Origin of the sequence: Acinetobacter modestus (genome assembly GCF_014636095.1) — a bacterium.
In the GTDB taxonomy this organism is placed as follows: Bacteria; Pseudomonadota; Gammaproteobacteria; order Pseudomonadales; family Moraxellaceae; genus Acinetobacter; species Acinetobacter modestus.
Genome location: NZ_BMDV01000005.1, coordinates 41,095 through 55,889, shown reverse-complemented (window position 1 = coordinate 55,889; position 14,795 = coordinate 41,095). Strand labels below are relative to the sequence as shown.

Below are 14,795 nucleotides of genomic sequence, written 5' to 3'. Positions count from 1 at the left end.
GCATATTTTACACGTATTTTTATAAAATTCAGTTTTTCTTTTCAGTTTAAGTTTCAACCAACAGAAAATAGATCTAAAAAACCATCAGCTTTTTTTACATATATATGTCGATTTCTTACAATCGTTTGCTTTATTTCTAGCGAAGACTACTCTCTGAATATGAAATTAATTTGTAAAAAAATCGATCAGTTCAAGTTTTTCAATATGAACCTAGTAAAAAACAACACTTTCTGTAGTAGTATTTTTACGTAACAAAAGTATAATTTTGAGAATAGCTATTATAACCATATTGTGAGTAAGGCGGACAGATGTCAGGATTACATACGTCTCCAAAGTTTTCGGGGTTCATTCGACGTTTAGTTGAAGATGGTCATATGACTGCTGCAAATATGCAGAATGCAATTGATGCAGCCAAGAAAGCCAAACAAGATATTGTTGCTCATTTAATCGAACAACATCGTCTTTCTCCACTTACCATTGCGGAAAGCATCTCTGTAGAATTTGGCGAACCACTTTTTGATTTGGCGGTTTACGATGTTGGATTATTACCTCGAGAATTAACCGACAATAAACTCATACAAAAACATCGTGTTGTTCCGTTAATACAACGTGGACAAATTTTGTATGTTGCTACGAGCAATCCAACCAATATTGATGCATTAGATGCAATTCGCTTTAATACCAAACTTAATATTGAACCCATTATTGTTGAGCATACGAAACTTGAAAAGTTAATCGAACAACATTTCGGTGATTCAGGTAATTTCGATTTTGGTGACAGTGAAGACTTCGACTTAGATATTGATGTTAATCAAGACTCTCCTCAAGAAGATGATGATGCGTCACCGCAAGGCGATGAGTCTCCAATTGTTAAATATATTAATAAACTTTTAATCGATGCCATTCGCATGGGCGCATCAGATTTACATTTTGAGCCCTATGAAAAAATGTACCGTGTGCGTTATCGTGTAGATGGCGTTCTACGCCAAATTGCTACCCCACCATTACAAATGGCAAATCGGCTTGCCTCTCGCTTGAAAGTTATGTCCCAAATGGATATTTCAGAAAAACGAATGCCTCAAGATGGCCGTATTAAGCTCAAGTTATCAAAAACCAAAGCAATTGATTTCCGTGTTAACTCTTTACCTACTTTATTTGGGGAAAAATTAGTACTACGTATTTTGGATCCATCAAGTGCTATGCTCGGAATTGAAGCATTAGGCTATGAAGATGATCAGAAAGCATTATTCATGGAAGCACTTGAAAAGCCTCAAGGAATGCTACTGATCACAGGTCCAACAGGTTCTGGTAAAACCGTATCGCTATATACTGGTCTAAATATTCTAAACACTGAAGATACCAATATTTCAACAGCAGAAGACCCTGTGGAAATTAACTTGGAAGGCATTAATCAGGTCAACGTGAATCCAAAGACAGGATTGACTTTCTCAGCTGCATTAAAGGCTTTCTTACGTCAAGACCCTGATGTAATTATGGTCGGTGAGATTCGTGATTTGGAAACAGCCGAAATCGCAATTAAAGCAGCGCAAACAGGTCATATGGTGATGTCAACACTGCATACCAACAGTGCGCCAGAAACTTTAACTCGATTACGCAACATGGGTGTACCTTCGTTTAATATCGCAACATCAGTTAATCTTGTTATCGCACAACGTTTAGCACGACGTTTATGCTCACAATGTAAAGCCCCCGTAGATGTACCTAAACAAAGTCTTTTAGAGTTAGGATTTACAGAACAGGATTTATCAAACCCTGATTTACAAATATTTCAACCGATTGGCTGTGCTGAATGTCGAGAAGGGTACAAAGGACGTGTAGGTATCTATGAGGTTATGAAAGTCACCCCTGCAATTTCTCAAATCATCATGGAAGATGGTAACGCACTGCAAATTGCAGCAGCATCAGAACAAGCCGGCTTTGACAATCTGCGTCGTTCAGGCCTAAAAAAAGTGATGCAAGGTATTACTTCTTTGCAAGAAATTAACCGAGTAACAAGTGAATAAAATTAATAAAAAGGATTAAGAATCATGGCAGCGAAAAAAGCGCAAATGATGCCTACTTTTGCTTATGAAGGGGTAGATCGAAAAGGCGCCAAAATTAAAGGGGAATTACCAGCACGCAATATGGCCTTAGCAAAGGTCACATTACGCAAACAAGGCGTCACCATTAAAACCATTCGAGAAAAACGTAAGAATATTCTTGAGGGTTTGATGAAGAAGAAAGTAACTACCTTAGATATTACGGTCTTTACTCGTCAATTAGCAACCATGATGAAAGCAGGGGTACCTCTCGTCCAAGGTTTTGAGATTGTTGCAGAGGGTTTAGAAAATCCAGCAATGCGTGAGGTTGTACTTGGTATCAAAGGTGAAGTAGAAGGTGGCAATACTTTTGCAGGTGCTTTACGGAAGTATCCACTTTATTTTGACAATCTTTTTTGCTCATTAGTTGAATCTGGTGAACAATCAGGTGCGCTTGAAACCATGTTAGATCGTGTTGCGATTTATAAAGAAAAAAGCGAATTACTGAAACAAAAAATTAAAAAAGCTATGAAATATCCAATCACTGTTATCTGTGTTGCAGTAATTGTAACTATTATTCTAATGGTTAAAGTTGTTCCTGTATTCGAAAGTGTCTTTTCATCCTTTGGAGCTGATTTACCAGCCTTCACAAAGATGGTTGTAAATATGTCGAATTGGATGCAAAAATATTGGTTTATCCTAATTATTATAATTGGGGCAATTATTACTTGCTTCCTAGAAGCAAAAAAGCGTAGCAAAAAATTTCGAGATGGTTTGGATCATCTAGCTCTTAAGCTTCCAATATTTGGTGACCTAGTCTATAAAGCAATTATTGCACGTTATAGTCGAACACTTGCAACTACTTTTGCGGCAGGTGTACCTTTAATTGATGCTCTAGAATCTACAGCAGGTGCAACAAATAATGTTATTTATGAAAATGCTGTAATGAAAATTCGTGAAGATGTGGCAACAGGACAACAACTACAATTTGCAATGCGAGTTTCCAATCGCTTTCCAGCTATGGCGATTCAAATGGTTGCAATCGGTGAAGAATCTGGTGCTCTAGATAGCATGTTAGATAAAGTAGCAACTCATTTTGAAAATGAAGTCGATAATGCAGTCGATGGTCTTACTTCAATGATGGAACCTTTAATTATGGCAATTTTAGGTGTACTTGTTGGTGGTCTAGTAATTGCGATGTATCTCCCAATTTTCCAAATGGGTTCTGTCGTCTAATGCAAGAAATCATTTCTTATTTTATCCAAAATCCAACTGCATTATACGTCGCAGTTGGACTTTTAAGTTTATGTATTGGTAGTTTTTTAAATGTCGTCATCTATAGAACACCAAAGATGATGGAACAAGAATGGCATCATGAATGCCAAATGTTGTTACACCCAGAACAACCTATAATAGACGAAACGAAATTAACCTTAAGTACCCCACCATCGACATGTCCAAAATGTAAATCTGCTATTCACTGGTATCAAAATATTCCTGTAATTAGTTGGTTAATACTTCGTGGCAAATGTGGTGCTTGCCAAAATCCAATTAGTATTCGCTATCCACTTATTGAACTATTAACAATGATTTGCTCATTAATCGTAGTTGCTGTATTTGGTGCGACAGTACAAATGTTATTTGGTTTAATACTCACTTGGGTCTTGATCACGTTAACGTTTATTGATTTCGATACACAGCTGTTACCTGATCGCTTTACCCTACCACTTGCCGCACTAGGCTTAGGAATCAATAGTTTCACTATTTATACTTCTGCAGGCTCAGCGATTTGGGGCTATTTGATTGGCTTTCTATGTTTATGGATTGTTTACTATATCTTTAAACTCGTCACAGGCAAGGAAGGTATGGGCTATGGTGATTTTAAACTGCTTGCAGCTTTAGGTGCTTGGATGGGGCCAATGATGCTACCCCTAATTGTGCTACTCTCTTCAGTTGTTGGTGCAATTATTGGAATTATTTTGATAAAAATGCGTGGTGAAAACCAACCTTTTGCATTTGGTCCCTATATTGCAATTGCTGGCTGGATTGCATTTTTATGGGGAAATCAAATTATGAAAATATATCTAGGTGGATAATATGAGTTTTATCTTGGGCATTACTGGTGGCATTGGTAGTGGCAAATCCGCCGCGACACAATGGTTTGAATCCCAAGGAATTGTTGTAGTCGATGCAGATATTGTAGCTCGTGAAGTGGTTGATCTAGGTCAACCTACTTTGAAAGAAATTCAACTTTCTTTTGGAGACTGGGTATTATTAGAAGATGGAAATCTGAATCGACATGCACTTCGTGATCACATATTCCAGTTTCCAGAAGCGCGAGAAACTCTCGAAAAGATTACTCACCCTGCTATACGCCAATCCATTATTCAACAATTACAACAAGCAGAAAGCCCTTATGTTATTTTAGTTTCGCCTCTTCTCTTTGAAACCAATCAACATGAACTTGTGCATCATACCCTACTCATCGACGCGAATGAACAAACACAACTACAACGTGCAAGTCAAAGAGATGGACAAAATGAAGAACAAATCCGAAAAATTATCTCGGTTCAAATGCCTCGCACTCAAAAGCAATTACTCGCAAATGATATTGTTATGAATGATGGTTTACTTGAGCACCTTCACCAACAACTAAAACCATTACATCTAAAATATCTACAAAGCGCTGAGCAGGCATTTTAATCCTGCTTCTGTTGCGCGAGTTGTTCACTCAGCGTGTCTTTTTTAAACCAGCGCCACGGCTGTAATGCACCAATACCCATTCCTACTAAACCACAAGCAATCGCTGCATTTAAAGGCTCATCAAGCAGTGGAACAGCAATCACAGCTGCAATAAAAGGTGCTAAAGTAACAATACTCCCCGTTTTAAATGCACCTAAACGCTCAATCGCAGCAACATAGGTCAAGGTCGCAATAATTACGACCAATACACCATGAAATAAACCTTGAATGACTAAATGAATGGGTTCTGCTTCTTGAAAATGTTTTGGAACAAATAAAATATAGACAGGTAAATAAATAATCGCTGACCAAATTGCCACGCTTGCCATGGAATGCCAAGCCGATAATTTCCATTGTTTAAGCAATACTGTAAAAATTCCCCACCAAACAGCACTGATAAAAAAAAGTAAATCGCCTAAGCCAAAAGCGACCGCTTGATCATGCAGCATCAGATAGCTCATCAATACAAGCGCACTTAACATGATGCTCAGACTTAACCAAGTATGTTTATCAAAAGGTTGTCTAAACAATAAATAAGCAGCAACTGCCGTACATAAAGGAATACAGCCATTTAAGAAAATTGCAGCGTGGGCTGCTGGTGCTTGCAAAAAAGCAGTATAAACGGTCAGACAGTAGGCTAAACCACCTGTTAAGGCTAAAATGACTGGACGTGGATGCCATAAGAAAGCTAAATCTTTTTTATAAATGAGCACAGGCATTAAAATAAGAAAGGCTATCGCAAAACGCATTGCCACCAAATCCCATGCACTCACATGCCAATGTAAATTTAAACGGGAGAAAATGGTGAATCCCCCCCAAATACACATTGTAATTAAAACAAATAGATAACCTTGTGTACGAGCAGTCATTTAAGATTACATTGGCAATACTTGCTTGAATTATACAACACTACGCTGGCGACATGCTTCATAAAGTGCCATACCAGTTGCGACACTCACATTTAGACTTTGCAAATCACCAGACATTGGAATATAAACCGTATGATCACATTGTGACTGAGTAATCGGTCTTAAACCTGTGTCTTCCGCCCCCATGACAATGACAACTGCACCCTTAAAGTCACATTGCTGAATTGGCAATGCTTTTTCATCTAGCATTGTGCCAATAACACGCATATGTGTGGTCTCTTTTAAATGAGCTAAGGTTCGAGCTAAGTTAGTCACCTGAATAAACTTAACTTTTTCCGCCCCACCTGCTGCAACTTTACGTGCCGTAGGAGTTAAACTAGCTGAACGGTCACGTGGCACAATTACCGCCTGAACACCCATCGCAGCTGCAGTACGAATACATGCACCAAGATTATGCGGATCAGTTACTTGATCTAATGCCAATAACAAAGCATCTGGTGACTGCTGCATCAATTCGTCTAAATCTTTTTCATTTAAGGTCGGATGTGGTCGAACTGCAGCAACTACACCTTGATGAAAAGGTAAGCCTGCAAGCTTTTCCAAGCTATCCCGACTCGCCTTTTGGACGCTAATACCAAAAGGTTCTGCGAGTTGCAAAATCTTTTGTAATCGCTGATCATCACGACCTTTTAAGGTAAATAAAGTCAAAACGCGTTCAGGCTCTAACTCCAATAATGACTCAACCGAATGAACGCCATAATAATATTCAGGTTTTGCCATGAACGACCTCTTGCAGTATTCCCGATCTTTAAAGGGAGATTTTGAAAAAATAAAAATCCTGCAAAGTAGCTTTACAGGATTTTCTTTAGCGATAGTGTACTCGATTTAGAACGGAATAGGTTAACCTTCTAAATGACATACATAATCAAGCACTTCATCAGTCTCGATGTGGAAAACACTATTTCCTGGGACATAAAAAGACTGACCTGCGCGGAATAACTCACTTTCTGTACTATCTGCAATTTTTACACGACATTCACCAGAAATGATTTCCATACGTTCTGGCACATGTGTTTCAAAAGTTAATGCCTGTTCAGTAGGTAAAATCACACCTAATGTCTTTTTAGTACCATCTTCAAATTGTACAGTATGGCTGATACATGCCCCACCAAAATATACATTTGACTTTTTAATGACCGTAACATGATCAAACTGCACTGAACTCATGCATACTCTCCAAATAATGCAGCATTTATATTAGGTTATGATGGACGTAGTTTAATTGTGCCTGCGTCACTAATCAATCCATTTTTATCATGCTTTAACAGCAATTTTTATGCCTTTCTACTAAAGTTATGTTTAACTCACAAGCACTTCTAGATCAAAGCATCCGATCTAAAATACAATAGAAAAAATCTTATAAATTGATAGACGAGTTTTACATCACTAAATTATTCAAAACAACTCCAGAAATAAAACATGATTTCATCAACACAACGCTGATCCTCTTGTTCGATTAGCAAAATTTCTCTATCTTTAAGCAAAAGATTGCGTGCACTGGATGCATATATGCTCACCCATTTAACTTTAATTAATTTTGCACTTGCAGACCATTTAGCTTTAGATATTGAACAAGGTTTCAATGTTTTGACTGGGGAAACTGGTGCAGGAAAATCGTTATTGTTAGATGCACTGTCTGCATGCTTGGGTGAACGTACCGATACCAACTATGTCCGTTATGGTGCAGATAAAGCAGATGTCACTGCTGTATTTAGTTATCAAGCTGAAAGTGCGGAAGCAAAATGGCTTACAGAACATGAACTAGATGATGATTCTGGTGAAATTCATTTAAGACGTGTCATATTTGCGACAGGCCGAAGTAAAGCATGGATCAATGGGCGCCCAAGTAGTTTGTCAGAGTTAAAAGAAATTGGACGCTTACTGGTACAACTTTATAGCCAGCATAGCCAACAGCAATTACTTGAGCCCCCTTATCCGAAGCACTGGTTAGATCGTTATCATAATTTTGCCGAACCAGCAGATGAAGTACGTGAAGCGTATAGCACATGGCAAAAAAACATTCGCCAGCATCAAGCCGCTTTAGATGCGCAAGCCACACGTATTCAAAAAATACAAAATTTAGAATCCCAAATAGAAGAACTTGAAGAGATTGTCCAAACGGATTATCGAGAGATTGAACAAGAATTTGATCGTCTCAGCCATCATGAACATATTATGCAAGACTGTAGTTACAGTCTAAATGTCTTGGATGAGGCGGAACAAAATATCACTCAAGAAGTTGCTTCAATCATTCGTCGTTTAGAGTCTCATGCGGGACGCAGTGAACAGTTATCAAATATTTATAATTCGTTACTCAATGCGCAAAGTGAGATTGAAGATGCAACCGCCAGTTTACGCCAATTTATTGATCGCCAAAGCTTTGATCCTGAAAGAATGGAACAGCTCAATACAACCTTAGAAATTTTTCATCGTCTCGCGCGCAAACACCGTACCCAACCTGAATTACTCAAACAAGAATATGAAACTTGGCAACAGGAATTAGAGCAATTACATCTATTAGAAGATCCTGAAACCTTAGCGGAACAGGTTGAAATTTCTTATCAAACTTTTATGCAAAAAGCTGAGCACCTAGATCAGATTCGTCGTGCAGCCGCAGTTCCATTGGCAAAGCAATTGACTGAACAAGTGAAGCCGCTTGCTCTACCTGAAGCATATTTTGAATTTAAGTTCGAGCCAATGGAAGCAAATGCCGAAGGTCTCAGCTTTATTCAGCTTCTTTTCACTGCCAATAAAGGCATTCCACCACAACCGTTGGCTCGCGTTGCATCTGGCGGTGAACTCTCTCGTATTGCACTGGTCATGCAAGTGATGAATGCCGAAAAAACAGAATCCGAAGTTTTGGTCTTTGATGAAATTGATGTTGGAATTAGTGGTGGTACGGCCGAAGTAGTTGGTCGTTTACTCGCCGATCTAGCTCAGCATGTACAACTGCTCTGTATCACCCACCAAGCTCAAGTTGCTGCACAGTCTGACCAACATCTATTGGTCAAAAAACAACAAACAGATCCAGCAAGCAGTACCATTATTGAGTTAAATGAGGAACAACGCATTCTAGAACTAGCACGTATGTCTGGCGGCGTCGAGATTAGCGAAACCACCTTGCAACATGCTAAACAACTGCGTCAACTAAAATTTCAATCAGCTTAATACGCATAACAAAATGTGAGAAAAAGATTGGCGAAATCCGATTAACTCTTGTATGTTGATAAGAAGAACCTATATAGATAGATCAGCATAATATTTTTGATGGAGAATCGCCTAGGTGACGAAACAATATCTAACTCACCGTTGTCTCATCGCTCCACCAGACATAACAGATGACTTCTTTGCCAATACTGTTATCTATGTGGCACGCCATGATGAAGATGGTGCACAAGGCATTATTATCAATCGCCCTTCTGAGTTACAGATCAAAGAATTATTGAACGATTTAGAGATTGATGCAGATAATGTGCAGCCTCATGCCGTGTTGCAAGGTGGACCATTACGCCCAGAAGCAGGTTTTGTACTACACACAGGTCAACCTACTTGGCATTCATCAATCGCAGTAGGTGAAAATGTTTGTATTACGACTAGTAAAGATATTTTGGATGCAATTGCACATAACGAAGGTGTCGGTCGTTACCAAATTGCTCTAGGCTATGCCAGCTGGGGCAAAAATCAGCTTGAAGAAGAAATGGCACGTGGTGACTGGCTGATTTGTGACTCAGACATGGATTTAATCTTTAATCTACCTTATGGCGATCGTTGGGATGCAGCATACAAGAAAATTGGGGTAGACCGCACATGGTTTGCTTCAGAGATTGGACATGCCTGATTTTAAAACTTCGCAATCCATTATGGCCTTTGATTTTGGTACTCAAAAGATGGGCATCGCAATTGGCCAATCAACTATTGAGAGTGCCAATCCTTTGCCATTATTCGTGATGAAAGATGGTATCCCTGACTGGAACCAGCTATTAAAACTTGTCAAAGAATGGCAGCCCAATCTTTTTTTAGTCGGTTTGCCATTAAATATGGATGATAGTGAATCTGAACTCTCTGCTCGTGCACGAAAATTTGCACGACGTTTGCGTCATCAAACCAATATTGAAACGTGGATGGTGGATGAGCGCTTGACTACACGAGAAGCGAGAGAAGAACTTGAGTCTTATCAAAATAAAGGCCAAGCAAAACGCTTATCGGCTGATAGTTTCGCAGCTGCGCTACTCATTCAAAGCTGGTATCGTGATCCTAATGGAATAACACCTTAATCATTTATATTTAAGCGCTTTATCACGGTATAGCACACTGATGTACCGTGATAAAAATCAGATCCAAACGCTCAAAACAATTGCTTTAGCACGTCTACACCCCAAACCATTTGAATAAAATTTAGAATGCAATTCTTAAAAAATAAATCAGCTCAGACTACGCCTGATTATTTCTCAATAATTCTCACCGTTGCAGTTCGCCCTGAAACAAAAGCCAATGGATTCTGAGGCTGTTCATCTAAAACAATTTTTACAGGCACACGTTGCGCTAAACGTACCCAACTAAAAGTAGGGTTTACATTTGCCAATAGATTAGAACTGCCAGAACGCTCACGATCTTCGATCCCTGTTGCAATACCTTGAACATGTCCACGAATTAATTGACGATCCCCCATCAACTGTACGGTTGCCGAATCACCGACATGAATACGATTCAATTTGGTTTCTTCAAAATAGCCCACGACATAAAGCTGATGACGATCTAGCAGCGCAGCTACCGCTTGCCCAACCTTAACATAATTCCCAACACGTAAATCAAAGTTAGCTAAAGTCCCATCCGCAGGTGCAACGACTGCTGAACGACTCATATTGAGCTGAGCTAAATGTAAATTGCTATTCGCCACGTCGATCAAAGCTTGCTGTTGTTGAATGGCAGCCTCAGCCTGTTCAATACTCGCTGCTAGCTGCTCTTTTTCCGCAATCGCCTGATCGCGTGTAGCAAAAACCTGATCTTGCTCTTGCTTAGAGATCGCACCATCCATCAAACTCGCATAACGTGCTGCATTCTTCTCAGCCAATTTCATATTAGCTTCAGTCTTGACCAAATTTGCCTTTGAACCGACTAAGTTTGCATGCGCCTGAGCCAAACCAGCATTAGCTTTAGCTAAATCAGATTTAGCTTGTTCAACGTCAAGCACTTGACGCTCTACATCAATCTTGAAAAGAACTTGTCCTTTCTTTACCGTTTGGTTGTCCTGCACCAGCACCTCAGTTACTAATCCATTAACATCTGAAGCCACTTGAACCACATCACCACGCACACGACCATCACGTGTCCACGGTGCGGCATTGTAGTAATTCCATAAATGCACGACTGCATATATCGCAATCAAAACCGAAAGTACTAATACAATTGGACGTATGACTTTTCGTACATCAAATGCATTCATGTTCATCACCTTTACCACATATTTTTAAATCATTAAATTTCGGAGATAGCTACTTAAAGGCTTGTACCTTGTAAATAAAGACATAACCAATGCATACACAGCAACAATCCCAAGTACAAACACAAGTTGAAAATGTTCGGTAGTACAATCCAACCTCTCATAACTAAACGATCGATCAGTGGACTCATCAGCTTAAAGAGCACGTAGGCGATGATGGCTTGCACCAAAAGAATTGGAATATAGATTCCATAAACGTTAATTTCACCCATGCAATACACCTAAATCATATGTTTCTGAATCCATCTTTTGTGTTGAGACATGCCCTATGCTTTCACAAATATTATTCAGAGAAATCAACATTCTTTGAGCGAGTTGCTCTTCTTCAATTTGCGCTGCAATCCGCTGTAATAGATCAATCTGCTGTACAATTCGAATTGGAAAATGGTTCAGAGAAAGTTGTTTCTCCTGCATTTGAAAATATTCTGTCAGTTGCTGTTGCAGCACATTGACTTCATTTTTCAAACCGACCAATTGGGGAAGTTTTTGGCTAATTTCTTGCAATCGGACTAAGTCAATAATTGAACTACTTTCAATCAGAGCATTCTGAATCGAAATCTTAACTTCAGGATTTTGAACCATTTTGGTATTCAATACTCCAACTCGGTCCAACATACTGCGTAGATGAATTTTGAACTCACTGCCATAAGATAGATTTAATGCCTGACGCATCGCCTGATAATGTAAAGTTAAAATTCGCGTTGCACTGGTATCAGGTGAAACAGCTCGAACTAAATCAATCACAATGAGTGAAACCAATACGCCCAGAACCATTGCAAATGAACTATCTAAATAAGAAACAGCATCCATGGTGTATTTATTATGCAGATTCAATCCCATCATGGTGTTAATCCCAAGTACCATTCCTACAGGCATTAACATTTGATTTGCCATCATGGTGACAGCCACTAAAAACACTGGAAATAGCACCAAAGCCAATTGCCAAAAATGGGTCACATGCGGAAAAATACCAAATGCATATAAGAATACTAAGCCTGCTGACACAATACTGCCCCAAATAAAAATCCGCAGCACAGGTACTGGGTTATCCAATGCGGTTAAGATACACGCCGTGATAGCCCCCATTTGCGCCATCATAAAACCCGCCTTCCAACCTGACAGAATCCAAGCTGCAGTGACAATAAAAGTAATCAATACGGCACTAATTCCACCTCGTATCGCAATACCATGATCACGATGTAAACTTGGATATTTCGTCGTAATTGCTGTAATTTCTATTGGAATCTCTTTATTACCTTGCTGAATCTGTTGCCAAAGTAGTTTTACTGCCAAGATATTGGCTATAAAATGACGAACATCCATCTTTAATGCAGCCAATACAACTTCCTGTTCAGACGTTGCTTTAGAAATCAGCTCAGCGAAATCCTCTTCAAATCCAATCGGCAAAGTCTGTAAATCAGCAGGTACTAAACTTTTCTCTTGTTTTAAAAATGTCAAAGTATGCTGACGAATCATATCCAAATTCGAAACAAGATTAACTAAGTGCAAATGTTCGAGTTGTTTCACACGTTGAGACAATGCAACCAAATTCGCAACCACCAAGGACACTTGATGTAGCATTTCTTGTAAAGGTTTGGTCATGCCTTTCAACTCACCTTTCTCATAAGCCAAATGTACAGCTAAAGCATGAATATCAGAGGCATCACGAGTAATCACAGATAAAACTTGCGTGTAATTTTCAGGTGTTTCTTGAACTGCAATCAATTTTTCAAAAGTTGCTTCTAGATCGTTTAATGTTTTATTGACACGTTGCTTAATCATTGCGCCAACATGAACTGGAAAAAAAGTTGCCGAAACAACCGCAGAAGAGACCACGCCAACTGAGATTTCAAGTACACGTGCAACAGCGATATCAAAAATATTGTAGGTATCGATATAGGTAATTGCATTGTAAACAATCATGGCAGTTGAGTATCCTGCCAACATAAATACGTAGCTACGCGGCGTGCGGTCTAGTAATGACACATATAAAGCAAAGCCCACCCAGAGAGATAAAATAACCGTAAATAGCCACGGCGTATTAATAAAATGTGGGGTTAATAACAGTGCTATGACTGCCCCTGCTACAGTCCCAATCAAACGATATACACATTTCGAAGACACCATTCCCGAATAAGGATTGGCAATAATCATGACCGTTCCAATCGACCACATAGGATTAATCAAATCTAATTCAAAAGAAATAAACAGTGCCAGCATGCCTGCTACAAAGGTTTTACAAGCAAAAATAAGATCAAGTCGGCTTGGTCTGAAAGCTAACAGCTGTTTAAGTAACATGAATATGTCTCAATTCTAAGTCAGCATGATCTAGATGACACATAACAATGTGGCACGAAGTTAGACCGATTTGGAGTATCAAATCAGTTGACAAGAAAAAGCTGATTATGGGGAGCAAGGCATAGTGTCTAGAGCAAATGGAGATAATTTAATTAATTTCATTATCCAATGAGGACACTACATCTACAATTTTTTCAAAACAAAGCAAATTAGTCAACATAAATTATCACTATTTGATAATTTTTCATTTTAATTTAAAATATTTTCAATAAAAACCATATTTTTTCTCAATTCAATGGCTGATTGATTGAGCAAAAATATTCCGACCTAAAAGTCCATACACGATCTCGGGCTTTTCTGTTATAAAGCAATAAAAGTTCGATTTTCACGTTATTTTTAAGGAGTAGACAACGGATCATGGCAATTTCGAGTTTTGGTAAAATTCTCACCGTGCTGGATTTATTTTCAGTTTCACGTCCGATTATCAATGTCGATATCATTTGTGATGAGCTTGGTCTCTCAAAACCCACAGCCTATCGTTATCTTAAAGAACTTGTTTCAACAGATATTTTAAAGCGCATTAGTGGTACATCAGGAGACTACACTTTAGGCTCTAAAATTGCCGTTCTTGATTATATTTCTCATAGTACCGATCCATTGGTTCAGATCAGTATTCCTTTTATGCGTGATATCGTAGATCGTACTGAACTCTGTTGTTTATTAACCTATTTAAATCATGATTATTGTATTGATCTACACCATGAAACCTTTAAAGAAGCAGAACTTATCTCGTACGGAAGAGGCTGCCCACGCCCTGTTTATGTAGGTGCTTCACCCAAAATTGTGATTGCTCATCTCTCCAAGCAACATATTCAAGCTTATTATCATCAGTTTACTCAGGAGCTTGCTCAGGTAGGCTTTGCCCATAGCCTCGACGAATTCATGCAGCAAATGCGGAAAATTAAAAAACAAGGCTTTTATTTATCACAGGGTGAGATTGATCCAATGGTATGTGGCCTTTCCGTGCCGATTCGCTTTTCTACTAAAGAAGCGCCGATTGCACTCACGCTGGTAGCATCAAAAAATCGTTTTGATTTCTTGAATATTCAAAAACTGATTGAGATTTTGCAAAATAATGCAGCGCAAATTGAGCATAAATTTGCAACACTTTCCGAAAATCAGTCAAACTGAATTGAGAATTTTAAAAAATATTTACATTTTTATCCGTTGTAAATAGCAATATATTCTCATATTATGATTATGTTCTTCAGCATACCCTCTTAAAAA

14 protein-coding genes are annotated in these 14,795 nt (G+C 38.7%); 8 read left to right on the top strand and 6 right to left on the bottom strand.

Annotation, left to right across the window (positions count from 1 at the left end):
- Nucleotides 1-308: 308 nt before the first annotated feature.
- The 4 genes from pilB to coaE are packed head-to-tail and all read left to right on the top strand — an operon-like array spanning nt 309 to nt 4,742.
- Complete coding sequence (gene pilB, locus IEV17_RS11965) at nt 309-2,024, top strand: type IV-A pilus assembly ATPase PilB (RefSeq protein ID WP_004659278.1); 1,716 nt, start codon at nt 309-311, stop codon at nt 2,022-2,024.
- Between the two features lie 24 nt (nt 2,025-2,048).
- Nucleotides 2,049-3,275: a type II secretion system F family protein gene (locus IEV17_RS11960; protein ID WP_004659280.1), complete on the top strand. Its 1,227-nt coding sequence runs from the start codon at nt 2,049-2,051 to the stop codon at nt 3,273-3,275.
- Nucleotides 3,275-4,135, top strand: coding sequence for a prepilin peptidase (locus IEV17_RS17270; RefSeq protein WP_004659282.1), 861 nt, complete (start codon nt 3,275-3,277; stop codon nt 4,133-4,135). The genes IEV17_RS11960 and IEV17_RS17270 overlap by 1 nt, the downstream gene beginning before the upstream one ends.
- 1 nt (nt 4,136) lies before the next feature.
- Nucleotides 4,137-4,742, top strand: coding sequence for a dephospho-CoA kinase (gene coaE / locus IEV17_RS11950; protein ID WP_004659283.1), 606 nt, complete (start codon nt 4,137-4,139; stop codon nt 4,740-4,742).
- On the opposite strand, the gene IEV17_RS11945 is transcribed toward coaE, so the two are convergent.
- The 3 genes from IEV17_RS11945 to ppnP form a co-directional block, all read right to left on the bottom strand.
- Nucleotides 4,739-5,650, bottom strand: a complete 912-nt coding sequence (locus IEV17_RS11945) for a DMT family transporter (protein WP_004659286.1) — start codon at nt 5,648-5,650, stop codon at nt 4,739-4,741. The two genes, coaE and IEV17_RS11945, sit on opposite strands and share 4 nt — an antisense overlap.
- 30 nt (nt 5,651-5,680) lie before the next feature.
- The gene (gene rlmB / locus IEV17_RS11940) at nt 5,681-6,430 is read right to left on the bottom strand and encodes a 23S rRNA (guanosine(2251)-2'-O)-methyltransferase RlmB (protein WP_004659289.1); all 750 of its coding nucleotides are present in this window, start codon (nt 6,428-6,430) and stop codon (nt 5,681-5,683) included.
- A 120-nt stretch (nt 6,431-6,550) separates the two neighbouring features.
- Nucleotides 6,551-6,877: a pyrimidine/purine nucleoside phosphorylase gene (ppnP, locus tag IEV17_RS11935; RefSeq protein WP_004659291.1), complete on the bottom strand. Its 327-nt coding sequence runs from the start codon at nt 6,875-6,877 to the stop codon at nt 6,551-6,553.
- Nucleotides 6,878-7,219: 342 nt separating this feature from the next.
- Between ppnP and recN the strand changes: the two genes are divergently transcribed.
- From recN to ruvX, 3 genes are all read left to right on the top strand, one after another.
- Nucleotides 7,220-8,878, top strand: a complete 1,659-nt coding sequence (gene recN, locus IEV17_RS11930; protein WP_004659292.1) for a DNA repair protein RecN — start codon at nt 7,220-7,222, stop codon at nt 8,876-8,878.
- 115 nt (nt 8,879-8,993) lie between these two features.
- Nucleotides 8,994-9,548, top strand: a complete 555-nt coding sequence (locus IEV17_RS11925) for a YqgE/AlgH family protein (protein ID WP_004659294.1) — start codon at nt 8,994-8,996, stop codon at nt 9,546-9,548.
- Complete coding sequence (ruvX, locus tag IEV17_RS11920) at nt 9,541-9,984, top strand: Holliday junction resolvase RuvX (protein WP_004659295.1); 444 nt, start codon at nt 9,541-9,543, stop codon at nt 9,982-9,984. The genes IEV17_RS11925 and ruvX overlap by 8 nt, the downstream gene beginning before the upstream one ends.
- A gap of 167 nt (nt 9,985-10,151) precedes the next feature.
- Here the strand turns inward: ruvX and IEV17_RS11915 are convergent, their stop codons facing one another.
- The 3 genes from IEV17_RS11915 to IEV17_RS11905 are packed head-to-tail and all read right to left on the bottom strand — an operon-like array spanning nt 10,152 to nt 13,508.
- On the bottom strand, nt 10,152-11,153 hold the full coding sequence (locus IEV17_RS11915) for an HlyD family secretion protein (RefSeq protein ID WP_004659298.1): 1,002 nt from the start codon (nt 11,151-11,153) through the stop codon (nt 10,152-10,154).
- Nucleotides 11,154-11,206: 53 nt separating this feature from the next.
- Nucleotides 11,207-11,422, bottom strand: a complete 216-nt coding sequence (locus tag IEV17_RS11910) for a DUF1656 domain-containing protein (protein WP_004659299.1) — start codon at nt 11,420-11,422, stop codon at nt 11,207-11,209.
- Complete coding sequence (locus IEV17_RS11905) at nt 11,415-13,508, bottom strand: FUSC family protein (RefSeq protein WP_004659300.1); 2,094 nt, start codon at nt 13,506-13,508, stop codon at nt 11,415-11,417. The genes IEV17_RS11910 and IEV17_RS11905 overlap by 8 nt, the downstream gene beginning before the upstream one ends.
- A gap of 417 nt (nt 13,509-13,925) precedes the next feature.
- Here IEV17_RS11905 and IEV17_RS11900 point away from each other — a divergent pair, with 417 nt between their 5' ends.
- The gene (locus IEV17_RS11900; RefSeq protein WP_004659301.1) at nt 13,926-14,699 is read left to right on the top strand and encodes an IclR family transcriptional regulator; all 774 of its coding nucleotides are present in this window, start codon (nt 13,926-13,928) and stop codon (nt 14,697-14,699) included.
- Nucleotides 14,700-14,795: the final 96 nt, after the last annotated feature.